Genomic DNA, 26754 nt, shown 5'->3' with positions numbered 1-26754 from the left:
CCAGCGAGGAGAGCCTCAAGGAGTGCAACAAGTTTAACAACATCAACCGCAACCTGATTGCCTCAGTGAAGACTATCCAGAACAACGGGATGGAGGTCAGCGCCGGCTTCATCGTCGGATTTGACAGCGACACCCCATCCATTTTTGAGCGACAAATCAACTTCATCAAACAGAGCGGCATCATCAACGCCATGGTGGGGTTACTGAGCGCTCCCAGTGGGACGCGGCTATTTGAGCGCCTGAAACAGGAGAATCGGCTGCTGTCCGGTTTTACAGGTAACAACACTGACTTCTCTTCTTTGAACTTCATCCCCAAAATGAACCTCCAGAAGCTGCTGGAGGGCTACAAGAGTATCATCACCTCTATCTACGATCCGGCTGCCTTCTACGAGCGGGTATACAAGTTTTTCAGAGAATTCAAGCCGATTAAGCGGAAACGTGCCGAACGCTTCCAACTGATTTACATCAAGGCACTACTGCAGGCGATGTTCTACCTGGGCATACTGGAGAAGGGCCGGCGTCACTACTGGAAGCTCCTGATCAAAACCACCTTCCGTTACCCGCGCTTCCTACCGGAAGCGGTGAGCTTTTCCATCAAAGGCTTCCACTACCGCAAGATGTTCAGGCAGATGGCGCGTCTGGAGGGAGAGGTCTAAGATGGACCCTGCGGTAGGATCTGCCCCTCCAGTTATGAATTCGCCTGTCCGTTTGCGAAGGGCATCCTGGGTGGCAGCCGGTTTATGGGGGACGTAAGCGGCAGCGACAAGCACTTCTCCTTCTCCATTCCGGCAAGGGAAAAGTCCGCAAAGCTGCACTTGTTTGAAAGCGTTATCACTATAAGTACTTGTCAATATATTCCTTTATCTCCAGTACAGTATTGAATTTTAAGGAAGTAGCTATTATTTTAGCGGTACCTGTGGCTACAGGATCTTTGTCTTTGTGGTAGTCAAACTTACAAGTACGCCAAATACCGTCTCTACCTATTCCCCAATATATAGTTGAGCTCCTTTCCGGTTTCATATTGAAATGTGAAAGAAGTTTACGTATATCTCCCTGACAGAATCGTATAGGCATTTTTATAAACCCAACACTTTTTTAATTGAATCCCTATCTCCATGGTATCTTAGAAGTTTAAGCAAAAACAATTGTTTTTGCTCTGACTCAACTTTTGAAAACATATCTATTTTATCAACATAAATAGTAAGAAATTCTAGAACGCTATCAAGTAGATTATTAATAGCAGCTTCTAATGTAGGACCTTCACCATAAAGGTCAATTTCCGGAAGAGAAACAGTATGAATTTCAATTTCTTCATCAAATTCTATTTCTGGTTTAAAAATCAAATTAGACATAAGTTTGTCGAGATAGGAAGTTTTAATGTGTGATACCATTTCGTTCTCATTATTTGCATTGAATGTTATTACTTCAATTCCTTTTAGAGCGATATTGTTAAGTTCGGAATAGCGCTTCTTTGTATCTCGAATATTGAACTTGGGTATTGCTAATGACATTTTATTTACACCCTCTCTAGACTCCATCATAATATCCTCACTTTCAAGTTTATAACATGTAGCCATCGTGGTCAAGGGGGCTACCGTGGTCATGGTGACCTGTTATAGTATACGTTGAGAAGTGAAAGATAATTCATAGTAAGTTTGAAAACCGGCAGGAACGATAAGGTAACCGATCTGCTGGCGCTTCATTAAAGGGGCGCTATTTTTTGTAGAGTGATTGAATTTTGGAAGTGGCCGTCGGCATCTACTTCGGCCGTCGGAGCAGTTTCGCTGGATGTATATCAAGTCGAATTTCTTCTGCCCCAAGCGCCTGACCTTTCACCCTGCCAACATCTGTTACAAAACCCTAAAACCCGCCCTGGCGCTGGACAAAAGCCTCGATCGACTATTCTCTTTGGTGCACATGACAATATTGCCATGTGACACCCTTGTCACATGGGAGATCTTATGCTATCTTAGTGTCAATGGGGGATGATAACATGCCAAAGGATACTTTTAATAATTTAAACGAAGACAAGAAACAAAAAATCTTTGATGCCGCCGTGAAAGAGTTTTCCACCAAGCGTTTCAGCGAGGCGTCGATTAACCAGATTGTCAAGACGGCGGGGATACCGCGGGGAAGTTATTATCAATATTTTGAAAACAAAGAGGATATTTATCTCTATATGTTTGAGCGGATTGGTAAGGAAAAAAGAGAGATTGCCCTGCATTCGGAAAACATCGATACGGATGCGGACTTTTTTGAAATTTGCCTTGAGTCAACAAAAGCCACATTGGAATGGGCTCAGCATCACCCTGAGTACCTGAGGATAAGCATATATATGGAAATCGATGACAGTGAATTCGTTACCAAACTACGGGCGTCTTTTATTGAAAGAATTGTGAAGTTTATCGAACGGGATAAGGAACGAGGCCTGATAAAGCAGGAAATAGATTCCTATCTGGCTGCGGAAATGGTTTACACTCTCATTTGGAAACAGAGTTGCATGTTCATATCAGATAAAGAGAAGTTTATTAAAAGGCTGAGCGATGGGATTAAGATAATCAGGGAAGGTATCGGGAAATAACAGGGAGGAAAAACAGATGAATGCTTACGTACTTGATTTTAAGGATATAGATAAAACAAAGCTGATTGCGGTCGGGGGTAAAGGCGCTAATTTGGGTGAATTGTCAAGAATAAGCGGGATACAGGTGCCGGAAGGATTCTGTGTTACCACTGAAGCCTATAAACAAATCATCGTGCCTAACCAGGAGTTTAACGCATGGCTTGATCAATTAGCTGGTCTAAAAGTGGATGACCAGAAAAGAATCAGCGAAATTAGCGCAAAGATCCGCAAAGTTATTGAAGAAACAACCATCCCTGGTGATATAGAGGAAGAAATAACCCGGCGCCTCACAAAGCTGGGCGAAAAAAATGCCTATGCCGTACGTTCCAGCGCCACAGCCGAGGATTTGCCCACCGCTTCCTTCGCAGGCCAGCAGGATACTTATTTGAATATCATTGGGGAAGCGGCCATACTGGAGCATATCCGCAAGTGCTGGGCCTCTTTATTTACAGACCGGGCAGTCGTCTATCGCATGCAAAACGCGTACGGCCACAGCAAGGTTTACTTGTCTGTCGTCATCCAGAGGATGGTCTTTCCGGAGGCGGCGGGCATTATGTTTACCGCCGATCCGGTTACCGCCAACAGGAAAGTGTTGTCTATAGATGCCGGCTTTGGGCTTGGCGAAGCGCTGGTCTCCGGTTTGGTCAATGCAGATATCTATAAGGTGCGGGAAGGAAAGATCATCGATAAAAAAATTTCTACCAAAAAACTGGCCATCTATGCCTTGAAAGAAGGGGGGACGGAGGAAAAGAAGATAGAAACCGAACGTCAGAACAAGCAGACGTTGACAGACGACCGGATTTTGCAGCTGGAAAAAATGGGCAGGACAATTGAGGCCTATTTTGGCCGCCCGCAGGACATAGAATGGTGCCTCTCTGAAGATAAAATCTATATTGTTCAAAGCCGCCCCATTACCACCCTGTATCCTGCGCCGGAAAATAAAGACGGGAAAAATCATGTCTATTTTTCCTTCGCTCACCGGCAGATGATGACCGAGGCGATGCGGCCGTTAGGTTACAGTTTCTTTCAGGATTTTTTCAAATTGATTTCCGGATCGGCGATGATTGAGATTGGGGGAAGATTGTATATCGATATATCCCGCGAGCTTAGATCGCCCCTGATAAGCAAGTCCTTTGTCAAAGGTTTGGCAGCCGTCGATGTGCTGATGCAGAAGGCCTTTATTAATTTAATGAAACGCCGGGATTATGTCAAAACACTATACCGGGGAAAATCAGCGATGATAGGGGCTTCGGTATGGCTGAAATGGGGCATTGAAACCATCAAAGCCTACCGCAAAAACGATCATGCCATCGTCAAAGATTTGATGGCCCGACATGAGGCGCTAATGCATCAGAGAGAACAAAAAATTGCCGGTTTATCCGGAGAGGAGCTCTTTACTTTTATACGCAAAGACTACGGGAACTTAAAGGATGCCGTCTTTGCAGGTTACGGCGTAGTTTTTGCAGGCGCCTACGCCTCTTCCTGGCTCAATAAAAACATCAAAAAATGGCTGGGCGAAAAAAATGCGGCCGATACGCTTGCCCAATCGGTCCCCGATAATGTCACTTCCGAAATGGGACTTGCGCTTTTGGACGTAGCGGACGCCGTCAGAAAGTATCCAGCCGTGACGGCGTATTTTGAACAGGCCGGTGATGAAACCTTTTTTGAAGATCTGGCCAAACTGGAAGGCGGTCAAGCGGTAAGTGACGCGATACGGGCCTATCTGAAAAAGTACGGCATGCGTTGTTCAGCCGAAATCGATATAACCAGCCCCCGCTGGAACGAGAAGCCAACCATACTCATCCCAATGATCCTATCGAACATCAAAGCTTTTGAACCGGGCGCCCATACCAGGAAATTCGAACAGGGACTGCAGGAAGCCAGGAAGAAGGAACAGGACATTTTGCGGCGCCTGGAGCAGCTGCCCGGCGGAAAGCGCAAAGCGAAAAAGACCAGGAAAGTTATCAGCGTTTTGCGCAATTACGCGGGGTTCAGAGAATACAGCAAGTATATCATGGTCTGGTATCTTTGGACGATTAAAGAGGCCCTGCTGAGGGAAGCCGGCAGGCTGGCGCAAAAGGGAGTAATAAAAGACCGGGAGGATATCTATTATCTGACTTTTGACGAACTCAGGGAAGCCGTTAAATCCAATAAGGTGGATTACCAAATCATCATAAAGAGAAAAGAAGAATATGCGATTTTTGCCAAGCTGACGCCGCCGCGGGTGATAACCTCGGGCGGCGAGGTGATATCCGGCGAATATGACACAGGAAGCATCCCCCGGGGGGCTTTGGCCGGGGTGGCTGTTTCTTCCGGCGTCGTAGAGGGCAGAGCCCGGGTTATATTGAAAATGGAGGGTGCCAATATAGAAGAGGGAGATATTTTGGTTACATCATTCACCGACCCAAGCTGGACTCCGGTGTTTGTATCCATCAAGGGGCTGGTTACGGAGGTTGGCGGGATGATGACCCATGGCGCCGTTGTGGCAAGGGAATACGGTTTACCCGCGGTAGTCAGCGTGGAAAATGCCACCAAGCTGATCAAGGATGGACAGAGAATAAGGATCAACGGAACAGAAGGCTATGTGGAAATTCTGTAGGTGCGATGATGAAAAAAGACCGAAAAAGGATTAATACAAGTCTTCTGCTGTTGCTTTTTGGCAGAATGGTTTCCGATACAGGGACAGGTATCCAAATGGTGATCATGCCGCTGTATATTATCGACGCAGGTGGCTCCGCGGCAACCGTGGGGCTGTTTTCCTTCCTGTCTTTAATGCCGACCCTTCTGGTATATCCGTTTGCCGGAGTATGGGGAGACAGGCTGAATCGTAAAATGATCATGGTGGCAACAGACATTGCCAGCGCAATTGTCATACTGGGGTTGGCCTTTGCTTCCTATGGTGACAGGATGAATTTGATTCTGCTGCTCGCTGTTCAGGTCGTTGTAGCCCTCTTGTACGGTTTTTTTGATCCGGCGACGAAAGGGATGCTGCCGCGGCTGGTATCCGAGGAAGAGCTGACCCGGGCCAACGCCATCTTAGCTTCGCTGCGGACCTTGTCCGGTGTGCTGAGCCCTGTAATCGGTGCCGCGCTGTACACGGGCCTGGGGGTTGCTGCCGTGTTCCTGATCAACGGTATTTCATTCCTGATCTCGGGAAGCTGCTCTGTGCTGATTCGGTATCAGCATACCCGGCGGGAGTTCAAGCTGCAGGAAAAGGGGTTTTGGACCGACTTGGCGGAGGGCGCCAGGTTTATTCTTGGCAACCGGGCGATCCGCAGGTTCTGTACCTTTTTCCTGGTCATCTATGCGTTGATCCAGCCTGTGTTTACCGTTGTACTGCCTTTGTTTTTCCGAAGCCGCCTGCATTACACCGACACCTGGTATGGTTATCTGCAAATGGCAATTTTATTGGGGGCGCTGCTCGGAAGTGTTTTGGTCGGCGTGGTGTTTGCTAAAGAGAAGAAGGCAACAACCTCTCTTTTTATCGGCTGCTTCCTGCAGATAGTCACAACGACAGCATTTGCAATTTTACTGTTTCCCCGCAGCCTGTCGCTTTTTGGAAACGATACGGTTTTATACTTTGTCCTGCTGGCGGCGGTGCTCAGTTTTTTAGGCGCCGCGCTCATGTTTGTCAATGTACCGGTACAGACCTTCGTCCAAAAAGCAACGCCCAACGAATACATGTCCAGGGTTTTTTCCATTGTCGGGATGATTTCCAAAGGAGGTATGCCCTTCGGCGCCTTAATTTATGGGTTTGCTCTTAATAAAATTGAAGTGCATTGGACAGTATTGGCAGCAGATTTACTGATGGTGTTCATTTCAGTTGTATTTCTGGCCCCGCTTCTGAAAACGCGAGACAATACGGCACGACAATGATTTGCAAAGCTTGAACTATTGAGGTGGATTTCCAAAAGCACTTCGTTTTGACGCTGTTGACTCTTACCTTGAGTGAAAAGGCGCAAAACATCATTATGTGGACGATGAATGAAGTTCCGACGTTCTGGGATCGAACGCCCTTTTCAAATTGATGGAACGGAAGGATTTCATCAAGATGCTGTCTCAAGAGAAGTCAGCGCTGACCTCGAATACCATGCTATTGGGGATTTTGTCAATGGTGATTCAAGCCATAAAGATCTACCGGAAGAACGATGCGTCAGTCGTTGAAAAAATGATTGCCCGCAATAGGGCACTGATCCGGGCAGTGGAGCAAAGAGCGGCCAATGTATCCGGGGACGACTTGTTTGAGCTCATTCTACAAGGTAACAGGGAACTGAAAAAAGCCACTTCTGACGGCATGGCATTGATGGTTGTCGGAGGCTACGTGTCTCAGTGGCTCAATAAGAAGATGCAGAAATGGCTAGGCGAAAAGAACGTTGCCGAACTCTCTCTCAATCCGTGTCCAACAATGTCACATCCGACATGGGGCTTGACCTGTTGGACTATTGCTGTTTTTGCCTGCATGGACGCTCGGTACTTATACTAAGAATTCTCGACGAGGAGAAAAGCCTGAAAGAAGAGTTGCCGGGATACGCGGAATATATGCAAAAGGTGCGGTATCGACTTGTGCCTTACCTCTGGTAGTAATGAGGTTATTTCCTGTACCTGCTACCATAAGGCCAATGAAGCAGCGAGAGCATACTCGCTGCTTTTTAATATACACAGGTGTTTTATCTGAAGTTACTATCCTTTTGTTAAACAAAGCCGCCGGTCTTTAATAGTATAGATCCTGTCTGCCACATTTTTCAGCAATCTCTGATCATGGGAAATGAACAGAATCGTTCCTGTATAATTTATCATTAGTGCTTCCAACGCCTCCACACTGGGTAAATCCAGAAAGTTGCCGGGTTCATCCATCAGCAGGATGTTATAGCGTCCAAGAAGCATTTTGGCTATCAATAATTTGATGATCTCTCCGCCGCTTAACACCGATAAATCTTTCTTGATGTCATTTTGAGAAAAACTCATGGAGGCCAGTACGGAACGAATTTCTGACTGCTGATAGTCGCAGTTCTTCTCCATAAACGACATGACCCCTTGATCTCGATTTAATTTATAGCCGTTTTGGGCAAAATAACCGATTTCTGCTTTCGGAGAAACGGAGATGCCAGCCTCTCGATTCAAAATCATATGAAACAGAGTGGTTTTTCCTGTTCCATTCCCGCCGGTGAACGCTACCTTGGCTCCCAGAGGGATTTGAAAGGATGCCTTTTGAAACAGCACTTTATCGCCAAAACACTTGTTGATTTCCACTCCTGCAATGGGATAAGGATTGTGCAGAGCCAGCGCCTGACTTTGACGAAAACAGATGGTTCGGGTCTTTTCAGGGGCTTGTACATCGCCCATTGCCTCTATACGGTGTTCCATGGATTTCGCGGCATTGTAAAGTTTTTTTTGTTTGCTTCCCATTGTTTTTTGGTGTCCAAGGCGGCCGCCGCTTTCGGTCATGCTTTTGTTAGCTGCTCCTTTTGCTTTTTGAGCGACCTTCCGCGCTTGCTTCCGCTTTTCCTCGGAGGCCCGTTCCAGACGACCCCGCTCGGCGACAAACTGTTCATACCGGATTGCCTGATTTTGACGTTCTTCCTCCTTTTGACGAAGATAATCGGAATAATTCCCCCAATACTCTGTAATTTTTCCGTCCTTCAGCTCCCAGATTTTATTCACAACTTCATCGAGAAAGTAACGATTATGGCTGATGATTAGCAGTGCACCTGAGAAATATTGGAGCTGGCCAATCAAAAAATCAATTCCCTCGCGGTCGAGGTGGCAGGTCGGTTCATCGGCAAAAATGCCATGGACCTGACCGGAGAGTGCCTGTGCGACTTTCAGCCGGGTTTCTTCACCGCCGCTCATGTTTTGTGTGTCCAGCCCGCTGACACCGAACTTGCCCATCAGGGCATAGTCTGCGGATTCCTGCAAAAGGGTTTCCTCCAATTGTGTGATATGGGCAAAATTTCCTGAACGTTTTACCTTGCATCCGGGCAAAGTTAACTCCCCAAGCAGCACTTTGAGCAAGGTGCTTTTTCCTGCTCCGTTGCTGCCGATTAATCCGATACGGTCGTAATCATACAACTCCAACTCCTTAATATTCAATACTTCGCGGCCTGTATATTCCACGTAAATATCGCTTGCTTTTAATAACAATTCCATAGTTGATTCCTCCTGTTTAAAATCGCATATTTTCATTGACTACAACCGCAGGGAAATCCTGCGATTTAAACAGGAAGCGTTTATATAAAGATATAATACATTGCGGTTCCTCCATTATTTTTTATCAAGCTTTCTAAACTGGAAAGCTTATTGTTAATTTTATTTTTGCTTATGGAAATAAAAATGCAGGCCGCAAGTCCAATACGGGCTTTCGGTCTGCATATCAACGAAAAAAGACAAACAACAGATAGGAATAGCTTGAAACAGCTACACCCAGCCTGTACCTATGTCCTGATGCGTAAAGACAAACACAACAAAAAAGCCCACAATTGTGGAAGGATTTACTGCTTTTTTATTGCCTGCTTATCTTAAACGAACAGAATACATAGATATGTGTCTCCTTTACAATACAATTTTCGGTTTATTATAGCATCTTAATGTCAGGATTTCAAATTGTAAACATAAAGTGTCCCTTGACTTAATATCATAATTATGATAAAGTTTTGATAATGAAGGGAGGTATTACCATGCCTCAGATCAGGCCAATCTCCGATCTTCGGAATAACTTTACCGAAATTTCCCGCATCGTCCATGAAGGCAAGGAGCCGGTTTTCCTGACGAAGAACGGCTACGGCGACATGGTGGTTATGAGCATTGAGCAGTACGAAGCCCTCCAGACGGCAAAGCGCATTGATTCCGCGTTATTGGAGGCGCAGCAGCAGGCCGAGTCCGACCCTACCCGCCTGGAATTTGACGAGGTTTCCGCCTCGCTGGGCAACAAGCTTGCGGAAAAGGTGGGCCAAACCAATGCGTAAGGTGGTCATGCTGCCCGTCGCAGCACAAGACCTTGCGGACATTGTGGAATATCTTGCCCAGTTTTACGAAAGCACCGCGCTGCGTCAATATGACCGTATTGTTGAAAAGATCAAGGAGTTGCCCCGTTTTCCCGAAAAGTACGAGGCTTATAGTGCGGGGCAATACCGGCTGGCATACCGCAGAATGCCGGTGTACAGCTATCTTGTCTTCTATGTCGTGCTGGAGGATACGATTGAAATCCACCGTGTTCTGCACGGCAGCCGGGACATCAAGCGGCACCTGGATACCGGCATATAGGCGATCTTATCTGATTGATGACCACCAAGCCGGGGCGAGGTGGCGAGTGTGTAAAAAAGAGCGACTGTTCAACTTTGGACAGCCGCTCTTTATATTAAGCTAATTATTTACATCTGATTAAAACTTGAAAAATGTAAAGGAACCTTGACAAATCTATTTCTATGCGCTACAATAAAAATGTAAAGGAACCTTGTCATAATGTTGGGGGGGGTGCTTTCTTGGAAAACAAGGTCGAACAGTTGAGAAAGGAGCGAGGGCTGAATCAAGAAGATTTTGCAAAAGCAATTCGCGTTTCAAGGCAAACTGTCAGTTCTATTGAGAATGGAAAATATAATCCGTCTTTGCAACTGGCGTTCATCATATCGGATTTTTTTGAAAAGCCCATAGAAGAGATTTTTATATATGAAAGGAGTAAAACGAATGAAGAAAAATAACCTTTTAGTAGGCATACTGTATATATTATGTGGTGCCATTTTCCTCATTATAGCGTTGCTGTTTGATATAAGATTGAATAGCTTATTATTTGGATTTTCAGGTGCCTTTATTGGGCCTGGGATTATAATGATAAGCAAATATTTTTATTGGACTGCACCCAAAAACAGAAACAGATATGCTGAGCGATTAGAAAATGAAAACATAGAATTACATGACGAACGAAAAGAAAAATTAAGGGATAAATCGGGAAGATATGCTTATGTACTAGGCTTAGCGATTACTGGTTTTTCTATAGTGCTTTTTTCAATATTAGGAAAATTGGAAGTAATTACAAACTCTAAACTAATAATTTTGTATTTAGGAGGGTATTTTGTTTTTCAGTATATTGCTGGCGTCATTATATTTAGGCATCTTAACAATAAGTATTGAAACTATATTAAATGGATTTCTATGCACGAAAAAGGTGGCGTGATGGAGAAAATTATTTGGCATTATGTCCTGTTTGCAATAATAAAATAAGATTAAAAATCAGAAAAGACAGCTATACTTGAGAGTTTTCCGCTATTTTGTCCAAAGTGCAAGCAGGAAACTTTAATCAATGTAAGACAATTAAATATATGATACCTATGAGCAATTTATAAGTATAACCATGTTTGAATTTATGCTCAGACGGCTACATTATGGATGCTTCATCCTCAAAGGGACAGGTGTTTAACGCAAGCTGTCAATGGCAGGTGTTTTATGCAAGGCCGGAAGTGCATACGATTAGGGCAAAAAAAATATTTTCAAATACTACCGCGATAGTCTTGACATGTGCAGACTATCACGGTAGTATTTAATTGCGGGAAAACTATTGCAATAGTCCGCAAAGGAGATGTGCGCATGGGAACAAAACTTTTCGATTCCGAACTAAAGGTGATGGATGTCTTATGGAAGGGAGGTCCTTTAACCGCCAAGCGGCTGACCGAAATCCTCAAAGAACAGGTGGGATGGAACAAGAACACCACCTACACTGTGATTAAAAAATGTATCGCCAAGGGGGCCATAGAACGGCTGGAACCCAATTTCTTGTGCCGGGCTGTCATCTCAAAAGAACAGGTGCAGGAACAGGAAACCACGGAACTGATCAACAAGGTATTTGACGGCTCTGCCGATTTACTTTTCGCTTCTCTTCTGAACAGGAAACCCCTGTCTGTGGAAGAAATCGAAAGGCTGAAGCAGCTTGTCAATAATTTGAGATGAGGCGGCGAATATGGATATTTTACAAATGAGTCTTTTGGGGGCTGTCCTCATTAGCGCCGTTGTTATCGTCCGTGCGCTTACCCTGCACAAACTGCCCAAAAAGACGTTTCTTGTTCTGTGGGGCGTAGTGATTTGCCGCTTGCTCATTCCCTTTTCCATTCCGTCGCGTTTCAGCTTTTACACGAGTATCGACATGCTGAAACGGGCAGTTACGGAAACGACGGCTTTCACTGCTCCTGTAAAAACGACGGGCATCCCCAATATGGGCGCTGCTCCCGCTCTAGAGCATACCATTGGGATTGGCGCGCCAGTCGTATCCGTTTTGCCCGTTACGGTCATTTGGCTGGCTGGCATGTGCGCCTGTGCCTTGTTTCTCATCGTGGCCTATATCAAATGCCGCCGGGAATTTCAAACCGCCCTGCCAGTCACGAATAACTTTGCAGCCCATTGGCTGCGGGAACATCCGATGCGGCGGACTGTCCAGATAAAGCAATCCGATAAAATCAAAGCGCCGCTGACCTATGGGATCTTCCGACCCGTGGTGTTATTGCCCAAAACAACAGACTGGACGGACGAAACAAGGCTGCGGCATATCCTTACCCATGAATTTGTGCATATCAAGCGGTTTGACGCGCTGACCAAGCTATTGCTGGCATCCGCTTTATGCATCCACTGGTTCAACCCTCTGGTGTGGCTAATGTATGTGCTGGCAAACCGTGACCTTGAGCTGTCCTGCGATGAAACCGTGGTGCAGACGTTCGGGGAAACCATGAAATCAGCTTACGCTATGACGCTCATCGGCCTGGAGGAAAGGAAGAACAGGCTACCCCCCTTGTGCAACAATTTCAGCCAAAACGCTATGGAAGAAAGGATTGTGTCGATTATGAAAATGAAGAAAACTTCCTTGATCGGAATGATACTGGCCCTTGCTTTGATTATTGGCGTGCCCGCTGTATTTGCTACCTCTGCCAATACGGCAGGACAAACGGATGACCAGGACCCTTCCGTTCGTCGGCTTGTGCTCCTTAGAGCTGCTAATATAGATGACCAAACTGCCAGGGCCATGTCTGGTCAAGCCACAATGTCAATATTTGATCAAGCAACTGGGAAAGACAGGATCAGCTGGGACGAAGGGAAAACTTGGATGACCGTGGAGTGGTATAGCTATGACGAATACAAAACATGGCTGGAACAGGAAAAGGAAAACCTGCAAGCGGTTGTAGATTACGAACAGTCTTTGACTGGCGAAAAGGGCCGGCCGGTCTCTGGCGACCGGTTTGTGTGGAACCAGGGATTAATGGATGAGGTCGTCCGCCAATACGAACGGGTTTTGCGGGATATTAAAAACGGAGCGCTGGTCACAAAGTCAATTGATGGGCGCGATGTTGATGCGAGCATGCTGGACGATGACGATGATGTTATGATGACATTTGCAATCGAAAACAGCGGTTTCAAACGCACCTGGTGAGTCATAGCTGATATAGGCTATCTGTTTGTGTGGATGGTTTATTTCCTGAACATTTATTTGGAGGTTGATATTTGTTCTTGCAGCACTACCATGATTTACTTTTTGGACAACAGGAGACCGTTGTTTTGGCGGGAGAATAATCATACACATACTATAAGATAGCTAATGCCAAACGGTGGTTTTGAAATCACAATCAAAGCCGCCGTTTCCTGGAGGCCGAGTTTATTCCGCCAAACAAATACCACAAGATGTTCGTTGAGAAATGGTATCTCATTTTATACCAAGTTAAGGATCAGAGGGTATACGTTGACTACATCATGGATTGCAGGCAGGATTATGGCTGGCTGGTACGGTAGGCTTTGCTATGTAACGGTGAAATATTAGACAAAAAGGCAAAGAAGCAGATGGAAACACTTTTATAGAAAAACTCATGACGCTAGGAGCGGCGATAAATGGAAATAAAAAAACTGATAGAATCTGAAAAAGCGGAAGCCATGCACCTTGTATGGGATGTATTTTTAGAATTTGAAGCGCCCGATTATATGGAAGAAGGCATCAATACATTTCGAGATTTTATCAATGATGAGAATCAAATCAATAACCTTGAAATGTATGGCGCTTATGAAAATGGAACTCTTGGCGGCGTGATAGCGACTATAAATGAGGGCGGCCATATTGCGTTATTCTTTGTTGACAGGAAATATCACAGGCAAGGAATTGGGCGAAAATTATTTGAAGCGGTTTTAAGAAACAGCACCTCAGCAATGATCACTGTTCATTCCTCTCCTTATGCAAGAGAGATTTATCATAAATTAGGATTTACAGATACCGATGTGGAACAAACAAAGGATGGTATACGATACATACCAATGAAGCACCAAAAATAGCATGATGAGAAGCGTACAAATTGCAGTTTGACAGCGGGATTATGAAACCAACACAAAGGAGTAAAGAATGGATTTTAATATAAACACTTGGATGAAAGGATACTTGGACGAGTTGAAAGCTCTGTTCGGTTCTCGTCTGCTGTTTGTCGGGCTTCAGGGAAGTTATGGTCGGGGTGAAGCAACAGACAGCAGCGACATTGATGCGGTTGTCATACTGGATCAGGCAACTCCGGGAGATCTGAAAGCATATGGCGCTATGCTGGACACGCTTCCGAACAGGGAGAAAGTTTGTGGATTTATCTCCGGCCGGCAGGAGCTACTAAATTGGGAACGCTCTGCTCTGTTCCAGTTCTATCATGATACCACCCCGGTTTTCGGTAGTATTGATTTTCTGCTGCCACTGATCGGGAAGGAGGATATTCACCGTGCAATCCGGACCGGGGCCTGCAACATCTACCATATGTGTGGCCACAACATGGTGCATAAGAAAGATGCGGAGATATTGAAGACCCTTTATAAATCAGCCGCCTTTACCGTGCAGGCAGTCTATTACGACCAAACGAGAACCTACATAAAGCAAAAGGCCGAGCTTATCCCCTTGCTGCAACCACAGGAGCGGAAAATTTTGCAGACCGGCATTACCCTCAAGCAACAGCCGAATATGGCGCAGACTGAGTTTGAGCGGCTCTCTGAACTGCTGTTCAATTGGGCAGCGGGGTTGATTATTAAGTACAAGGCTGAGTTAAATTGAGTAAAAAACAGGGATTTAGAGGTATCTGATTATGGAGATCATAAAAGTCACAGGAAGCAAAAAAGAATATATTGGCCTGCTGTTGCTGGCGGATGAGCAGGAAAATATGATAGATAAATATCTTGAGCGAGGCGAAATGTTTGTTTTGCATGACGATGGAGTTAAAGCCGAATGTGTGGTTACAAAAGAAGCGGATGGCATTTATGAGATAAAAAATATTGCGGTTCAGCCGGATTGTCAGCGAAAGGGCTATGGGAATGCGCTGATTGAGTTTCTGTTCTCCTACTACGCCGATTGCAGCGTTATGCTTGTCGGAACAGGCGACAGCCCTAATACTTTGAATTTTTATCAGAAGAGCGGCTTTACAGAGTCACATCGAATAAAAAATTTTTTTATTGATAATTATGACCACCCGATATATGAAAATGGTAAACAGATGGTTGATATGATTTATCTGAAAAGGGAACGATGAACTCCAGCTTTAAAGTTTCCAATTATTTTATATAATGACATAATCAAGGTGATTCTATGATTATAAAACGAGCAACGATTCAAGATGCGAAAACAATAAGTCATATTCATGCTTCCAGTTGGAAAAGCGCTTATAGAGGCATTATTCCCCAAAGGTATCTCGATGAATTACAAGATGATTTTTGGGTAAATGCTTTTCAAGGTTGGATTGAGGCTAATACCGTAACCGCACTGCTTATTTATGACCAAGAATTAGCCGTTGGATGTATTGCCTACGGAAAGTCAAGAGATAAGAAATTGTCTGAATGGGGAGAAATTATTTCAATTTATCTTCTGCCGGCGTATTTTGGGAAAGGATATGGGCATAAGCTTTTAAAAGCCGCCCTGGATGATCTGAAAATTGCCGGATATAACGACGTTTATTTATGGGTTTTAGAAAATAACGAGGCAGCCAAAAATTTTTATGAGAGAAACGGCTTCGTATTCAATAATGAGAAATACTCCTTTGCAATAATGGGTAAGCCTTTACAAGATATGCGTTATATTTTTAGTTTTAATAACGCACGAATATAAGCATACCTGGAAATTAAAGAAAGTCACATTATTTATATAATGAGAACTTGGCTAAGGCGTTGAGAAATCAGCGCTTTTTTCTGTTCCTGAAATCTGCTGCATAACCACTACGGGCAGGAGTAACTATCTTCTGCCTTTCTTTTTCGGCCGGTTGTATTTGAGGACAATCGTAACCCACACCCAACACCAGACCGCCGTCTTGTGTTGCAGCAAACACTGAATTTGGCTAGCCAAATTCGCTTGTTAGGGGCTTGCCCCTAATACCCCCCGCTTAATTACTTACACAAATATTTACGCTTTGCTTGAGTGTCTAATCTATTTAGTATTTATAGGGAAAATAATATTAAAAATGTAAGATATGACATAAGATTGAAACTGGTACCAATTGTTAAAAATTGCAGCATATTATACAACTTCATAACAAAACGTTGATAATATTGTTGAAGGAGGTGGATCAATTTGGCATCTATTTTAATCGTCGAGGACGAAGCGGCGATCAATGAGCTTGTAAAAAGGAACCTGCAGCTTGTGGGGCATCAATGTACCTCAGTTTTCGACGGAAAAACCGCCGTTTCGGAAGTACAGCGTCAATCTTATGATTTGATGATTCTGGATATCATGCTACCGGGGCTTGACGGGTTTGAAGTGATAAAGCAGGCAAATGAAACGCCCACAATATTCCTGACTGCGAAAAACAGCCTGCCTGACCGTATCAAGGGCTTTTCAATGGGAGCTGACGATTATCTGACAAAACCTTTTGAAATGTTGGAGTTGCTGGCCCGCGTGGAAGCGGTCCTGCGGCGGACGCAGAAAACCGTGAGCCGTTTTGAAGCGGGAAACGTAAAAATTGATTTTAGCAGCCATCAGATATTTCATAACGGACAGTTGGTCGAATGCACACCAAAGGAATATGAATTATTAGAAGTCCTTGTGAACAACCGTAATATCGCGCTATCCAGGGAAAGACTGCTGGAGTTGGTTTGGGGTTACGATTTTGAAGGAGACACCCGGACCGTGGACGTACATATACGGAAGCTGCGGAAAAAGCTTGGCTGGGAGGACAGGATAAAAACCGTGTATAAGCTGGGTTACCGTCTGGAGGCAGGCCGATGAAGCAGCGGACTTTTTTAACGACTCTTGCGCTTTTTCTCTTCTTCTTTAACCTTGGTATCTTCATTGTTTCCGTCGCAATGTTCAGGGATACGGTAAACCGCGCGGAGGATAGGAGCTTGGGCGAGCACTATTTTATCGCATCCGCCCTGATCAAGGATCTCCAGGCCGTGGAAAGCCGTGGGACCGACATAGACGGTTCTTTAAGTTCCCTGCTTCAGCCTTACAGCTATCTGTCCGGGGATAACAAGGCAGGACTTGTATTTTACAAAAATAATCAGCTTGTCTTTTCCAGTAAGGACGCGACTGTGCTGCAGAGCAATTCCCTGGAACCTGCGGGTAACGGAAACCGCCTGGCAACGATACGGAAAATTGACGGTAGAACTTATGTTATCGTCTCAGGAAAGCTTCCCGCCCCATACGATTCCTACACACTGGTTTATCTTTACGATACGACGGAAGCCATAAACTCATGGAGCCGCCTGAAAAATATATTATTCCTCGCGGGATTTGTCCTCTCCGTTCTGCTCGCTTTCGGCCTTCATCTCGTGCTGAACCGGATATTCAGGCCGCTTAAGCAGATTTCCCGGACCTCCAAGGATATCGCGAACGGCGCGTATGAAACCAGGCTTCCGGTATCCGGACATGACGAGCTTACCGAAATGTCGCAGAGTTTCAATCACATGGCGGAGGAAATTCAGCGCCAGATGACGGAACTGAAGGACGCCGCAGACAGAAAGCAGCAGTTTGTCGATAACTTTGCCCACGAGCTCCGCACGCCGCTGACCGCGATCTACGGATATGCGGAATACATGCAAAAGGCCGTTTTGTCTGAGGATGACAGACTTTCGGCACTGAATTATATCATGTCCGAAAGCCGCCGCCTGCAGACGGTAGCGTTTCAGTTGCTAGAAGTGGCAAATCTGCAGAACAATCAGATTACCAGTGAAGAACTGACGGTATCCAGCCTCTTTGAGACGGTCAGTCAAACGCTGTACGGCAAGCTTGCTGGAAAAAATGTTCAGATAGAATTCAGCAGTGAAATAGAGACAATCCGTGGAGACGCCTGCCTGATGGAAAGCATGCTGATCAATCTGATTGACAACGCGATAAAGGCGTGCGGTAAGGGTGGACATATTGTTGTAAGCGCTGCCAAGGAAGTCGGAAGGAAAACGGTCAGTGTCCGGGACAACGGAAAAGGCATGACTCCTGAAGTCCTTTCGCAGATCACGGAACCCTTCTACCGGGGAGAAAAATCGCGGAACCGGAGCGACGGCGGTGCCGGATTGGGGCTTGCTATCTGCAAGCAGATAGCTTCGAGCCACGATGCGGAGTTGAGCTTCAGCAGCCGTCCCGGCAAAGGGACAACGGCAAAAATAACTTTTACAATTTAATAATAACTTGATTACGATTCTATAATTCAGGCCCCTTATATTGGTTCCTGTGATCACAAATAAACAATAAAGGAGAGATTCACATGAAAACAAACAGATCGGAAGGTAAACATGTCAAAAAGTCAGTTTTAGCAGCCGTAATGATCATCGGGGCTGGCACAATGATGTTTCAGGGATTTACACAGGTAGTCGCTGCGGCGGAATATAACAAGATAAATACGGTCCCCACAAGCTACGTAAGTTACATGGATCAGTCATCCAGAACGGCGAAGAACAGCCTGCCGGAGGGCTACAAAAAGGCAAATTATACGGTAAGGGACATTGACCTTGAGTATTACCGCAATCAAACACCGACAAGCAAGGACATGGCAAAGAAAGATGCTGCCGAGATCGGAGCGCAGGCCCTGTGGAGCGTATATGGCCTAAGCCTGGAGGGGCAGGTGGTTGAAATGGGTTATCAGTCGGCAACCGACAGTCTTCCCCGTTCCAGTTGGTACGCCGATGTCTTGATTAACGGCGAGCGTAGCTATTACTTTGAAGTCGATTCCGTAACGGGGGAATTATTCGGTGTAGGCCACAGCAGAACGCTCAACAAAAATGTTTCCGTAGCCTTTGACGCGGCCCTTGATAAGAACCCGCAGGAATATGCGGCGCTGGCAGAGGAAACAGCCGAGAAACTCAATGTAGTTCACGGTGCGGTCGCAGCGGCTGAATACAACGGCCAGGGCTACAGCAGCAACGACCCGAGTATATCATTCAACATCAAAGGTGAAAACGGCGAAGTCGCTTTAATGACGTTCTCAAGATATGACAAGGCTTTACTTGGTATCGGCTACAGTGCGGGATATAAATATACACTGGAACAAATAGAAAGGTTTGAACAGAAGGCTAAGGACAGTGCCGCACAGAGGCAGAAATCAACGCCCTCTGCCAGTGGAAACCAAGCTCCTGCTTTGATGGGTGTGCAGTAAAGGATTCAAAAAAATATAAGAACAATCTAAAGTCGTCACAAAAATGTGGCGGCTTTTTTCATATGATTTCCGGGCCATCTTGGAGAACCACAAGAATTTTATGAGTTTTGTCTTAATGAACATCGTTTATCGTGAACGATACAGCACGGGAGTCCATGAAGCAGGAAAAAGAGCTTTCCCATCCTACACGAAAGGAGTCGGAACAATGAGAAAACGAGGAATTCCAATCCTTATAAGGCTTAATGCCGAGGAGAAGCAAAACCTTGCCAAGCAGGTGAAAAAATCGGGACTTTCACAGGAAGGCTACCTCCGTTCCCTCATCAACGGCTATGTGCCCACGGAACTGCCCCCTCCGACTATTTTTCCATGACGCGGGAGCTGCACGCCATCGGCAGCAACCTGAACCAGATTGCTGCCAAGGCCAATGCCACCGGACATATTGACAAGACGATATTCCAATATGAAGCCAACCGTCTCAGGAAGGATATTATGGAGGCGGTCACAGCGCTGAAAAGGAGGAATGCCAATGGATAAGGAAACAGAACTAATAAATCGCATCAACCGAAACTTTATGGACTACAAGGCAAAGATGCTTAAACTGGATGCGGGCCTTTCATGCTTGCCTGTCTATGAAAGCCCATCGGTTGCCGATGAGCTTTCATAGGCTGACATCAAAGGAAGCAGAGGTCTTTATTTTTCCGCTTCCTTTGTTTTACTTGTTCCCTTTGATGGTGGCCGCTATGACAAATAGAAGTTAACATTTGACAGGAATTTGAAGTTGCGTTACAATGACTATAATTAATAATTGGTCATTGACTGGAGCGGTGATATGGCAAGACATTTTTCTGAAACTGAAAAACAGACGATAAAAAGGAAGCTGCTCCATGAAGGCAAGGTATTGCTTGAAAAATACGGAGTCAAGAAAACCAGCGTTGATAAAATTGTAGAAAAAGTCGGGATAGCGAAAGGCTCTTTTTATAATTTTTATCCGTCAAAGGAATCTATGGTATTTGACATCGTCCTGGATATTGAAACAGAAATTCATAAAGAAGAAATGAATAACTTGCATACGTTTCTGGCTGAATACGAATTTCCGGAGGCGATGAAACATACGGTTCTGAAATCATTGGGCTTTATGCAAAACGAACCCTTACTGTTAATCGTCAACGATCCGCAATTGATTCAGGAAATCTGGTCGAAAAGCAGCGAGCAGCAAAAAGAACGCAGTACCCGGCAAAACCAAAACAGGGTGACGGATTTTATACAGGCGGCCGGACAAAAGGGTTATAGGCTAACGGTGCCTGCAACGGTTTTTGAGGCAAGCTTGATGAGTTTTTTCTTGATATACATCAATCAAAACATGGTTGGCGAGTCAGGTCACGAAGCGCTGGAGTTGATGATGAAGGCCACTTTTGGCAAGATTTTCGTCAAGGGCTGCATTGGGGATATAAAAGGAGAGAAAAGTTTTGATCATTGATGGTCACGCTCATGCCTGCGGCGAATACTTAACCGTCGCCGGTATACTTAAAAAACTTAATGAAAATTCAACGGATGCCGTGGTTCTTTGCCCCGGAGAGCTTAATAAGGATAAAGGCTATAAATTGCCTGATCTTTATCTAAAGTACCCGAATAAAGACTTTATTTATGTTATCAACAGGCTGACCAAAATAATTATCGCCTTGACGGGTGCGGCAAAACAGATTGATGAAGGTAACGAGTATGTTTTCACTCTGGTCAGGCAAGCTCCGCAGAGAATCTTCCAGTTTTTTTGGGTTAACCCGAATGACAAAACTATGGTTGATAAAATCGAGGATAAATATGCCTCGTGGAATTTCAAAGGAATAAAGCTTCATCAATGCTGGCACAGATTCAGTCTTCAAAACGAAAACATCGGGCCAATCGTCAAGTGGGCGGAAAACAAAGGGCGTCCTGTTTTTATCCACCTTGCGTCCCGGCAAGATGCGCTGGATATGGTGCGGCTGGTTAACCGGCATCCTGATGCTTGCTTCATTATTGCTCATATGATTGGGATGGAGGTATTTTCCCAAGCCGAACTGCAGAATAAGAACGTATATTTTGATATGTCCGGAGGGCAGCTCATTCCCCCAAAGAAACTGTTGATTGCCATAGAAAAATTCGGTGCCGAAAAAATCTTGATGGGAACAGATACGCCCTACGGTATAGATAATTTAAAAAATGCCATTACCAGAGTGAATGATTTGCCGCTTTCAGAAGATGAAAAACGTAAGATATTGGGCGAGAACTTGCAAAGGATATTGGGTTTAAATACCCTGTAGGTAAATTCTTAAAATGTCTGTAAAGAGGCTGCGCATTGAACAGGTTTGTACGTCTTTTGGCTAAATTGAAATGGCTCGGCTTGATAGGATTATTGGGCAGCATTACCGGCAACGCTTATATTGTCAAAGGTCAGTCCGTAGAAAACAAGCCGACGGGAAAAAGCTTATGATGATATAACGGCAGAAAGGAGCGCTTGGATGAAAAGAAAATATATCAGCGGCGTACGGCTGAATTCGCTGCCAGAAGAGGACTCTTACCTTGGCGGCCTGCCGGTGGTGCGCCATCTGGCCCAGAGGAAAGAGCTGTTTTTCCCCAAGTCCGTCACCTTTTTGGTAGGAGAAAACGGTACGGGCAAGTCAACCCTGTTGGAGGCCATCGCGGTGGCTTACGGCTTCAATGCCGAGGGAGGCACCCGCAATTTCAGCTTTTCCACCAGCCTCACCCACTCGGAGTTATACCGGCATCTGACCCTTTCGCGGAGCGCCTACCCCAAAGACGGCTTCTTTCTGCGGGCCGAGAGCTTCTACAATGCGGCCAGCTATATCGACGAGATTGGCGCCGCGCACAATTACGGCGGCCGATCCCTGCATGAGCAATCTCACGGGGAAAGCTTCCTTTCTCTGATGGACCGCTTCAGCGGCAATGGGCTCTATCTGCTGGACGAGCCGGAGGCCGCGTTGTCCCCCTGCCGGCTGATGACTTTGCTTGCGTATATCCATGCTTTGGTTCAAAAAAACTCCCAGTTTATCATTGCCACCCACTCGCCCATTCTAATGGCGTATCCCGGTGCGGAGGTTTACCTGCTGACGGAGGACGGCATTCGCTCGGTAGATTTTCGGGAGACGGAACACTATCAACTGACCCGCCGCTTTCTGGAAAATCCGGAAAAAATGCTGCGCTATTTGCTGGAGGTAGATGACGTATGAATCATATTCTTTTGGTCGAGGATGATTTGAGCCTGATTGACGGTCTGGAATTTTCGCTTCATAGACATATCCGTCATCGGGCTGCTGAAAAAGATCAAGTCCAGGGGTATTTCCGAAAACATCGGAGCATTGCAATAAAGAGCACTCAAAATTATAGTTAACTTGCAGGCATAGTGAAAAAGCTAAGGAATCCTCTATTGTCTTGCAAAGGAGGGATAAGTAAATGGATACCTACCTGCTGATACCGGCTGTTCTTTTGTTAGCGGGACTTATACCTATTTCCGCCTATTGAAAAAAGACGAACGTACCCGGGAGTATAATCCTGTTCGGTGCGGCGGCCTGGTTTTTTTCCGTTGCCCTGAAAAGCACCTTTGCTTATTTTTTTAATACGCCAATCAACATTTTCCTGGCTTCGATTTATATTCCCCTTTATTATGGCTATGTGGGTCTGCTGACCGGCGTATTTGAAATATTTATTCCTTTGCTGATCATTCTCAAATACAAAAGCAGATTTGAATCCGTCAATCATCAGATCGGAATTGAACGGCTGTCGGCCACAGCGGTTCATGTTTTTTGCGCTTTTATGCTTTTCATGTCTGTTTATCACAAAAAGAAGTTCTATCTTCTTGCTCCGATTTTATTGAAAACGATGACCGATGGTCTGGCCTTGTACTTTTCCGCCAATCGCGTTTCGGGTTTATACTTTGAAGGCTTTTATTTCGCCGTTGGAGTGCTTTGCCTTTTTATCATGCTTAAGATCATGAAAAGCAATCACCTGAAATTGAACTACAAAGCGGAAGCAGCGGAGAACCGCGCCCGCAGTAAGAGCTTTTACCTTTCCAAACTGAAAGCGGCGGGTTTTATCTTTGCCCTAGTCGGCTGGTTTTTGCTTTTCGCGGTCCTGTTTGAAAGCAGGTTTGCTACGCAATTCTCGGAAATAGAGAGATTTGTTGAATCAAATGTCTTTCAATGGGGACTGAAGATTTTCATCTTAGGCTTATTAGTCGTTTTGATCAAGTGGCAGAAAAAGATTGATGAAACAATCCAGAAGCACAAATGGCTGAGAGTTATGAAAAACGTTATTGTTTTTGTAGGAGCAATCGGTTGGATTAGCGGGCTTGGGAGCCTGATTTTTAAATAAATGGCATCGGCAAGGCCTTCATGCTATTTCTATGGAGGTATCGAGATGAACGATCAAATACTGGAAAAGCTGGCGCGATCACTCACGGGGGATAGCACCGACATTATCCCGTTCCTCCCCTATTTGCTGCAGGATTTATGGGAGCTTGGAAGTTCTCCCCAAGAAATGCTCAGCTTGATAAAGAACCATATCTCACTAAACGAAGATGTCCGGGTTTTGGATTTGGGCTGCGGAAAAGGTGCGGTATCCATCCAGCTTGCCAAGGAGCTTGGGTGCTGTTGCAAAGGCATTGACCTGCTTCCGGACTTTGTTCAGTATGCAAGAGAAAAGGCAACAGAATACGGCGTCGGCGGTCTTTGCGAATTTAGAGTCGAAGATATTACCGAGGCCGTCCAAGCGGAACGCGGCTATGATCTGGTTATCTATGGCGCTGTCGGGAATATCCTTGGCAGCCAATATGAAACCTTGAAGGCGCTGGCGGGTACAGTCAGGCCGGGAGGCCATATTCTTCTGGACGACGCCTATTTAGCGGAGGGGAACGAGGGCGCGCTCCTCTTCCAAGGGGACTATCCCACGCTCCCTGAATGGAAATCCGTTATAAGTAAAGCGGGGCTGAAGCTTGCCGCCATCCATGCCCCTGACGAAGAAAACCCCAACAATGCGAAGGACTTCATCAATATCAAGCGTCGCGCGGAAGAACTGAGCAAGGCTTATCCGGCCAAGAGAGAGTTGTTTGCCCAATATGTGCGGAATCAGCAAAACGAGTATGCGGATCTGGAAAGCAGCCTTGTGGGGGTAGTATTTTTATTGAACAAAGTAAACAAGCAATGAGGATTGCCGGTTCAAAGGTGCCTGTGCAGATACATGAGCTTTCTTCAAAAAGAAAGCGGGAGATTTTATTCCCCCGTTCCTTTGGCTTCCTGTATCCCCTTTGCGGTAGCCGCCATGATGATTAAATCCGCTTCCTCTAATTCGTCAAGCTGACTGTCAAGCTGGCGGCGGCGCGTTGACTTTTCCGCACCGGTATCCGGAAAAAAGAATTGGTCTACCGATATTTGAAACAAGGTAACAAGCTCATAGAAAACCTGAAAGCTTGGGTGCTGCCCTTTGTTTTCAATGGACATAATGTAACGGGGCGCAAGAGCCACTTCCTGCGCCAACGTTCCCGTGTCCATCCTCTGCTTACTCGCGCTTCCTTTATGGCCTGCTCGAAAGCCGAAAAGTCGTATTTACCTTTGTTACGCATTATCATATTACCCTATATCATTTTACAATTCACCCCATGAAAGCTAAACGATGCAAAATAATACCTTATGTAGCTTTTAAGTTCATACGCTTGTTTGCATATTTCGGACAAACGAAATATAATAAAGGTCTGGAGGGAATGAGTATGGATTATATAACAACCAAAGAAGCCGCCGCTAAATGGGGTGTTACCGATAGAATGGTGCTTTATCATTGCACCTCCGGCCGGATTGACGGAGCGATAAAGATGGGGAATACATGGCTTATTCCTAAAGATGCCATTAAGCCGGAGGACAAGAGATATAAGAGGGAAAAACATGTTAAATAGAGTTTTAATCATAGACGATGATAAAGAGCTGTGTGCTTTGATAAAGCAAAGCGTAGCGGCTGAAAATATAGATTCGGATCACTGCTATTCTGGCGCGGACGGGCTGTCCATGATTGAAAAAAATGATTATCAACTCGTCCTTTTAGATGTGATGATGCCGGGGATGGACGGCTTCGAGACCATGGAGAAAATACGGCGGAAAAGCAGCGTCCCCATCCTGATGCTGACTTCCAAAAATGACAGTACCTCAAAGGTTCGTGGGCTGCGTTCTGGCGCGGACGACTATCTGACAAAGCCCTTTGATATGGAGGAATTGATCGCCCGCGTGCTTTCCCTGATCCGCCGGTATACGCGGTTCAATCTGGCTGGAGATCATTCGCAGTCGCTGACTTATCAGGGGCTGACCATAGACATGGACAGCCGGAGCGTCACCACGCAAAACGGGATATTTGAACTGCCGCCGAAGGAATTCGATCTGCTGCTGTTCTGCGCGAAAAACCAGGGGAAGATTCTGACGAAGCAGCAGATTTACGAGGAAGTCTGGGGCGAGCCTTACGTTTATGATGACAGCAACATCATGGCGATCATCAGTCGGCTCCGCAAAAAGATCGAACCTGATTCCGGCGTGCCCTATTACATCCAGACGGTAAAAGGTATCGGCTACCGCTTCAATAAGGAGGTGTAGGCCGTGATTCTTGACCTGACATTAGGCGTACTCTTCTTCCTTGCCCTTCTGTTCGGTGTGATCTGTATGGGAAAGTTTCTCGGCGTTAAGCGGCAGCTTCAGGACATGACGGACGCTCTGAACGACATCGAATCCGGGAACGGGAACCGCAGAATTCTTGCCGCAGGCAATGAGCTGACCGCCGACCTTTGCTATAAAATAAATGAAATTGTTTACCGTTACGAGGAACAGCTCTCCGGGCTCAGGGCAGCGGACGAAACCAACCGCCAGCTCATGACCAGCCTCTCCCATGATGTGCGGACGCCGCTCACCACCCTGATCGGATATCTGGACGCGGCGCACAGAGGCGTTGTCACAGGGAAAGAGCGCGAGGATTATCTGGAAACCGCCAGACGCAAGGCCCATGACCTGAAGGACTATATCGACGTCCTGTTTGACTGGTTCAAGCTCAATTCCAGTGAATTCACCTTGTCCATCGAGCGGGTGGAGCTTGCGGAGCTGACGCGAAATGTCCTGAAGGACTGGATTCCCATCTTTGAGGAAAATCATCTGGATTACGAAATCGAAATTCCGGAAAAACCGTTGTATGCGAAAGTGGACCTGGACGGATATGCCCGCATAGTCAACAATCTGGTCCAGAACGTCATCGCCCACAGCCGGGCCACGCAGATTAAAATTGAAATGGCGCAAAATGAAAAGGAAATTGAAATTCGTGTCGCGGACAATGGGATCGGAATCGAGAAAGCAGATCTGCCGCACATCTTTGAAAGACTTTATAAATGCGATAAAGGCCGCTCCGATAAAGGAAGCGGATTGGGGCTGTCAATTGTCCGGCAAATGGTTGAAAAAATGGACGGCAGGATTACCGTCCAAAGCGAGCCAAACCAATATACGGCTTTTACCGTCTGCTTTCCAGTAAAGAATTAAGCAAATCCCTGTCTGTGGGCAG

Annotated in this window: 32 protein-coding genes and 3 pseudogenes; 32 read left to right on the top strand and 3 right to left on the bottom strand. The window is 45.7% G+C overall.

Going from position 1 to position 26754, the window contains the following annotated elements; translation table 11 throughout:
• The coding region (locus Psfp_RS07575; RefSeq protein ID WP_134217941.1) for a DUF4070 domain-containing protein at window positions 1-656 on the top strand (656 nt) is incomplete at its 5' end.
• Window positions 657-1076: 420 nt separating this feature from the next.
• Here Psfp_RS07575 and Psfp_RS07560 read toward each other — a convergent pair.
• On the bottom strand, window positions 1077-1577 hold the full coding sequence (locus Psfp_RS07560) for a hypothetical protein (protein WP_192895309.1): 501 nt from the start codon (window positions 1575-1577) through the stop codon (window positions 1077-1079).
• A 416-nt stretch (window positions 1578-1993) separates the two neighbouring features.
• On the opposite strand from Psfp_RS07560, the gene Psfp_RS07555 reads away from it, so the two are divergent.
• From Psfp_RS07555 to Psfp_RS07540, 4 genes are all read left to right on the top strand, one after another.
• Window positions 1994-2581: a TetR/AcrR family transcriptional regulator gene (locus tag Psfp_RS07555; RefSeq protein ID WP_134217938.1), complete on the top strand. Its 588-nt coding sequence runs from the start codon at window positions 1994-1996 to the stop codon at window positions 2579-2581.
• 16 nt (window positions 2582-2597) lie between these two features.
• Window positions 2598-5219, top strand: a complete 2622-nt coding sequence (gene ppsA / locus Psfp_RS07550; RefSeq protein WP_134217937.1) for a phosphoenolpyruvate synthase — start codon at window positions 2598-2600, stop codon at window positions 5217-5219.
• Between the two features lie 5 nt (window positions 5220-5224).
• Window positions 5225-6496: an MFS transporter gene (locus tag Psfp_RS07545; protein WP_134217936.1), complete on the top strand. Its 1272-nt coding sequence runs from the start codon at window positions 5225-5227 to the stop codon at window positions 6494-6496.
• A 148-nt stretch (window positions 6497-6644) separates the two neighbouring features.
• The gene (locus Psfp_RS07540) at window positions 6645-7103 is read left to right on the top strand and encodes a hypothetical protein (protein ID WP_192895308.1); all 459 of its coding nucleotides are present in this window, start codon (window positions 6645-6647) and stop codon (window positions 7101-7103) included.
• Window positions 7104-7300: 197 nt separating this feature from the next.
• Here the strand turns inward: Psfp_RS07540 and Psfp_RS07530 are convergent, their stop codons facing one another.
• Window positions 7301-8767, bottom strand: a complete 1467-nt coding sequence (locus Psfp_RS07530; protein WP_134217934.1) for an Msr family ABC-F type ribosomal protection protein — start codon at window positions 8765-8767, stop codon at window positions 7301-7303.
• A gap of 527 nt (window positions 8768-9294) precedes the next feature.
• Here Psfp_RS07530 and Psfp_RS07525 point away from each other — a divergent pair.
• The 24 genes and pseudogenes from Psfp_RS07525 (at window position 9295) to Psfp_RS07420 (ending at window position 24378) form a co-directional block, all read left to right on the top strand.
• Window positions 9295-9582: a type II toxin-antitoxin system Phd/YefM family antitoxin gene (locus Psfp_RS07525; RefSeq protein WP_134217933.1), complete on the top strand. Its 288-nt coding sequence runs from the start codon at window positions 9295-9297 to the stop codon at window positions 9580-9582.
• A complete protein-coding gene (locus tag Psfp_RS07520; RefSeq protein ID WP_134217932.1) occupies window positions 9575-9880 on the top strand; it encodes a type II toxin-antitoxin system RelE/ParE family toxin in 306 nt (101 codons plus the stop codon). Before Psfp_RS07525 ends, Psfp_RS07520 begins: the two co-directional genes overlap by 8 nt.
• Before the next feature lie 218 nt (window positions 9881-10098).
• Entirely contained in the window at window positions 10099-10314 is a 216-nt protein-coding gene (locus Psfp_RS07515) for a helix-turn-helix transcriptional regulator (protein ID WP_134217931.1), read from the top strand.
• On the top strand, window positions 10301-10744 hold the full coding sequence (locus tag Psfp_RS07510; protein WP_134217930.1) for a hypothetical protein: 444 nt from the start codon (window positions 10301-10303) through the stop codon (window positions 10742-10744). Before Psfp_RS07515 ends, Psfp_RS07510 begins: the two co-directional genes overlap by 14 nt.
• 11 nt (window positions 10745-10755) lie before the next feature.
• Window positions 10756-10936, top strand: a pseudogene (locus Psfp_RS07505) (cysteine-rich KTR domain-containing protein).
• Window positions 10937-11197: 261 nt separating this feature from the next.
• Window positions 11198-11557, top strand: coding sequence for a BlaI/MecI/CopY family transcriptional regulator (locus Psfp_RS07500; protein ID WP_134217929.1), 360 nt, complete (start codon window positions 11198-11200; stop codon window positions 11555-11557).
• 10 nt (window positions 11558-11567) lie between these two features.
• On the top strand, window positions 11568-13025 hold the full coding sequence (locus Psfp_RS07495; RefSeq protein ID WP_134217928.1) for a M56 family metallopeptidase: 1458 nt from the start codon (window positions 11568-11570) through the stop codon (window positions 13023-13025).
• Window positions 13026-13231: 206 nt separating this feature from the next.
• Window positions 13232-13381 (top strand): annotated as a pseudogene (locus tag Psfp_RS22175) (type II toxin-antitoxin system RelE/ParE family toxin); the annotation flags it as partial.
• 96 nt (window positions 13382-13477) lie between these two features.
• The gene (locus Psfp_RS07485) at window positions 13478-13912 is read left to right on the top strand and encodes a GNAT family N-acetyltransferase (protein ID WP_134217927.1); all 435 of its coding nucleotides are present in this window, start codon (window positions 13478-13480) and stop codon (window positions 13910-13912) included.
• A gap of 67 nt (window positions 13913-13979) precedes the next feature.
• Window positions 13980-14663, top strand: a complete 684-nt coding sequence (locus Psfp_RS07480; RefSeq protein WP_134217926.1) for a nucleotidyltransferase domain-containing protein — start codon at window positions 13980-13982, stop codon at window positions 14661-14663.
• A 31-nt stretch (window positions 14664-14694) separates the two neighbouring features.
• A complete protein-coding gene (locus Psfp_RS07475) occupies window positions 14695-15135 on the top strand; it encodes a GNAT family N-acetyltransferase (protein WP_134217925.1) in 441 nt (146 codons plus the stop codon).
• 56 nt (window positions 15136-15191) lie between these two features.
• On the top strand, window positions 15192-15707 hold the full coding sequence (locus Psfp_RS07470; RefSeq protein ID WP_134217924.1) for a GNAT family N-acetyltransferase: 516 nt from the start codon (window positions 15192-15194) through the stop codon (window positions 15705-15707).
• A gap of 459 nt (window positions 15708-16166) precedes the next feature.
• On the top strand, window positions 16167-16820 hold the full coding sequence (locus Psfp_RS07465; protein WP_134217923.1) for a response regulator transcription factor: 654 nt from the start codon (window positions 16167-16169) through the stop codon (window positions 16818-16820).
• Window positions 16817-18211, top strand: coding sequence for a HAMP domain-containing sensor histidine kinase (locus tag Psfp_RS07460; RefSeq protein ID WP_134217922.1), 1395 nt, complete (start codon window positions 16817-16819; stop codon window positions 18209-18211). The genes Psfp_RS07465 and Psfp_RS07460 overlap by 4 nt, the downstream gene beginning before the upstream one ends.
• 83 nt (window positions 18212-18294) lie before the next feature.
• Window positions 18295-19182: a hypothetical protein gene (locus tag Psfp_RS07455; protein WP_134217921.1), complete on the top strand. Its 888-nt coding sequence runs from the start codon at window positions 18295-18297 to the stop codon at window positions 19180-19182.
• 100 nt (window positions 19183-19282) lie between these two features.
• Complete coding sequence (locus Psfp_RS22635) at window positions 19283-19552, top strand: hypothetical protein (protein WP_348981117.1); 270 nt, start codon at window positions 19283-19285, stop codon at window positions 19550-19552.
• Window positions 19549-19716 carry a plasmid mobilization relaxosome protein MobC gene (gene mobC, locus Psfp_RS22630; protein WP_348981116.1) on the top strand — a complete coding sequence of 56 codons (168 nt, stop codon included), beginning with the start codon at window positions 19549-19551 and terminating at the stop codon, window positions 19714-19716. Before Psfp_RS22635 ends, mobC begins: the two co-directional genes overlap by 4 nt.
• Window positions 19709-19846: a hypothetical protein gene (locus tag Psfp_RS21555; protein WP_192895307.1), complete on the top strand. Its 138-nt coding sequence runs from the start codon at window positions 19709-19711 to the stop codon at window positions 19844-19846. Before mobC ends, Psfp_RS21555 begins: the two co-directional genes overlap by 8 nt.
• A gap of 165 nt (window positions 19847-20011) precedes the next feature.
• Window positions 20012-20659 carry a TetR/AcrR family transcriptional regulator gene (locus Psfp_RS07445; protein WP_134217920.1) on the top strand — a complete coding sequence of 216 codons (648 nt, stop codon included), beginning with the start codon at window positions 20012-20014 and terminating at the stop codon, window positions 20657-20659.
• Window positions 20649-21479, top strand: a complete 831-nt coding sequence (locus tag Psfp_RS07440) for an amidohydrolase family protein (protein WP_134217919.1) — start codon at window positions 20649-20651, stop codon at window positions 21477-21479. The genes Psfp_RS07445 and Psfp_RS07440 overlap by 11 nt, the downstream gene beginning before the upstream one ends.
• Before the next feature lie 35 nt (window positions 21480-21514).
• Entirely contained in the window at window positions 21515-21649 is a 135-nt protein-coding gene (locus Psfp_RS22465) for a hypothetical protein (protein WP_282434328.1), read from the top strand.
• 28 nt (window positions 21650-21677) lie between these two features.
• Window positions 21678-22406 (top strand): AAA family ATPase, encoded by a 729-nt coding sequence (locus tag Psfp_RS07435; protein WP_134217918.1) that lies wholly within the window; start codon window positions 21678-21680, stop codon window positions 22404-22406.
• Window positions 22407-22848: 442 nt separating this feature from the next.
• Window positions 22849-23547 (top strand): YhfC family glutamic-type intramembrane protease, encoded by a 699-nt coding sequence (locus Psfp_RS07425; RefSeq protein WP_192895306.1) that lies wholly within the window; start codon window positions 22849-22851, stop codon window positions 23545-23547.
• A gap of 45 nt (window positions 23548-23592) precedes the next feature.
• On the top strand, window positions 23593-24378 hold the full coding sequence (locus Psfp_RS07420) for a class I SAM-dependent methyltransferase (RefSeq protein ID WP_134217916.1): 786 nt from the start codon (window positions 23593-23595) through the stop codon (window positions 24376-24378).
• A 65-nt stretch (window positions 24379-24443) separates the two neighbouring features.
• On the opposite strand, the pseudogene Psfp_RS07415 reads toward Psfp_RS07420, so the two are convergent.
• Window positions 24444-24793 (bottom strand): annotated as a pseudogene (locus Psfp_RS07415) (helix-turn-helix domain-containing protein).
• Window positions 24794-24937: 144 nt separating this feature from the next.
• On the opposite strand from Psfp_RS07415, the gene Psfp_RS07410 reads away from it, so the two are divergent.
• From Psfp_RS07410 to Psfp_RS07400, 3 genes are all read left to right on the top strand, one after another.
• The gene (locus Psfp_RS07410) at window positions 24938-25120 is read left to right on the top strand and encodes a helix-turn-helix domain-containing protein (protein WP_134217915.1); all 183 of its coding nucleotides are present in this window, start codon (window positions 24938-24940) and stop codon (window positions 25118-25120) included.
• The gene (locus Psfp_RS07405) at window positions 25110-25805 is read left to right on the top strand and encodes a response regulator transcription factor (RefSeq protein WP_134217914.1); all 696 of its coding nucleotides are present in this window, start codon (window positions 25110-25112) and stop codon (window positions 25803-25805) included. The genes Psfp_RS07410 and Psfp_RS07405 overlap by 11 nt, the downstream gene beginning before the upstream one ends.
• 66 nt (window positions 25806-25871) lie before the next feature.
• Window positions 25872-26732 carry a HAMP domain-containing sensor histidine kinase gene (locus Psfp_RS07400; protein ID WP_192895313.1) on the top strand — a complete coding sequence of 287 codons (861 nt, stop codon included), beginning with the start codon at window positions 25872-25874 and terminating at the stop codon, window positions 26730-26732.
• Window positions 26733-26754: the final 22 nt, after the last annotated feature.

Source organism: Pelotomaculum sp. FP, assembly GCF_004369245.1.
GTDB lineage: Bacteria > Bacillota > Desulfotomaculia > Desulfotomaculales > Pelotomaculaceae > Pelotomaculum_C > Pelotomaculum_C schinkii.
The sequence above is the reverse complement of the archived record's forward strand: the minus strand, read 5'-3'. Positions and strand labels throughout refer to the sequence as shown.

Bases quoted from the DNA above. Each gene is read 5' to 3' on its own strand.
- Psfp_RS07480 (WP_134217926.1), top strand. From the start codon at position 13,980: ATGGATTTTAATATAAACACTTGGATGAAAGGATACTTGGACGAGTTG.
- Psfp_RS07560 (WP_192895309.1), bottom strand. From the start codon at position 1,577: ATGGCTACATGTTATAAACTTGAAAGTGAGGATATTATGATGGAGTCT.
- Psfp_RS07410 (WP_134217915.1), top strand. From the start codon at position 24,938: ATGGATTATATAACAACCAAAGAAGCCGCCGCTAAATGGGGTGTTACC.
- Psfp_RS07400 (WP_192895313.1), top strand. From the start codon at position 25,872: ATGGGAAAGTTTCTCGGCGTTAAGCGGCAGCTTCAGGACATGACGGAC.
- Psfp_RS22635 (WP_348981117.1), top strand. From the start codon at position 19,283: ATGAGTTTTGTCTTAATGAACATCGTTTATCGTGAACGATACAGCACG.
- Psfp_RS07460 (WP_134217922.1), top strand. From the start codon at position 16,817: ATGAAGCAGCGGACTTTTTTAACGACTCTTGCGCTTTTTCTCTTCTTC.
- Psfp_RS07475 (WP_134217925.1), top strand. From the start codon at position 14,695: ATGGAGATCATAAAAGTCACAGGAAGCAAAAAAGAATATATTGGCCTG.
- Psfp_RS07495 (WP_134217928.1), top strand. From the start codon at position 11,568: ATGGATATTTTACAAATGAGTCTTTTGGGGGCTGTCCTCATTAGCGCC.
- Psfp_RS07500 (WP_134217929.1), top strand. From the start codon at position 11,198: ATGGGAACAAAACTTTTCGATTCCGAACTAAAGGTGATGGATGTCTTA.
- Psfp_RS21555 (WP_192895307.1), top strand. From the start codon at position 19,709: ATGGATAAGGAAACAGAACTAATAAATCGCATCAACCGAAACTTTATG.
- Psfp_RS07545 (WP_134217936.1), top strand. From the start codon at position 5,225: ATGATGAAAAAAGACCGAAAAAGGATTAATACAAGTCTTCTGCTGTTG.
- Psfp_RS07525 (WP_134217933.1), top strand. From the start codon at position 9,295: ATGCCTCAGATCAGGCCAATCTCCGATCTTCGGAATAACTTTACCGAA.
- Psfp_RS07530 (WP_134217934.1), bottom strand. From the start codon at position 8,767: ATGGAATTGTTATTAAAAGCAAGCGATATTTACGTGGAATATACAGGC.
- Psfp_RS07455 (WP_134217921.1), top strand. From the start codon at position 18,295: ATGAAAACAAACAGATCGGAAGGTAAACATGTCAAAAAGTCAGTTTTA.
- mobC (WP_348981116.1), top strand. From the start codon at position 19,549: ATGACGCGGGAGCTGCACGCCATCGGCAGCAACCTGAACCAGATTGCT.
- Psfp_RS07420 (WP_134217916.1), top strand. From the start codon at position 23,593: ATGAACGATCAAATACTGGAAAAGCTGGCGCGATCACTCACGGGGGAT.
- Psfp_RS07470 (WP_134217924.1), top strand. From the start codon at position 15,192: ATGATTATAAAACGAGCAACGATTCAAGATGCGAAAACAATAAGTCAT.
- Psfp_RS07435 (WP_134217918.1), top strand. From the start codon at position 21,678: ATGAAAAGAAAATATATCAGCGGCGTACGGCTGAATTCGCTGCCAGAA.
- ppsA (WP_134217937.1), top strand. From the start codon at position 2,598: ATGAATGCTTACGTACTTGATTTTAAGGATATAGATAAAACAAAGCTG.
- Psfp_RS07485 (WP_134217927.1), top strand. From the start codon at position 13,478: ATGGAAATAAAAAAACTGATAGAATCTGAAAAAGCGGAAGCCATGCAC.
- Psfp_RS07520 (WP_134217932.1), top strand. From the start codon at position 9,575: ATGCGTAAGGTGGTCATGCTGCCCGTCGCAGCACAAGACCTTGCGGAC.
- Psfp_RS07405 (WP_134217914.1), top strand. From the start codon at position 25,110: ATGTTAAATAGAGTTTTAATCATAGACGATGATAAAGAGCTGTGTGCT.
- Psfp_RS07510 (WP_134217930.1), top strand. From the start codon at position 10,301: ATGAAGAAAAATAACCTTTTAGTAGGCATACTGTATATATTATGTGGT.
- Psfp_RS07555 (WP_134217938.1), top strand. From the start codon at position 1,994: ATGCCAAAGGATACTTTTAATAATTTAAACGAAGACAAGAAACAAAAA.
- Psfp_RS07445 (WP_134217920.1), top strand. From the start codon at position 20,012: ATGGCAAGACATTTTTCTGAAACTGAAAAACAGACGATAAAAAGGAAG.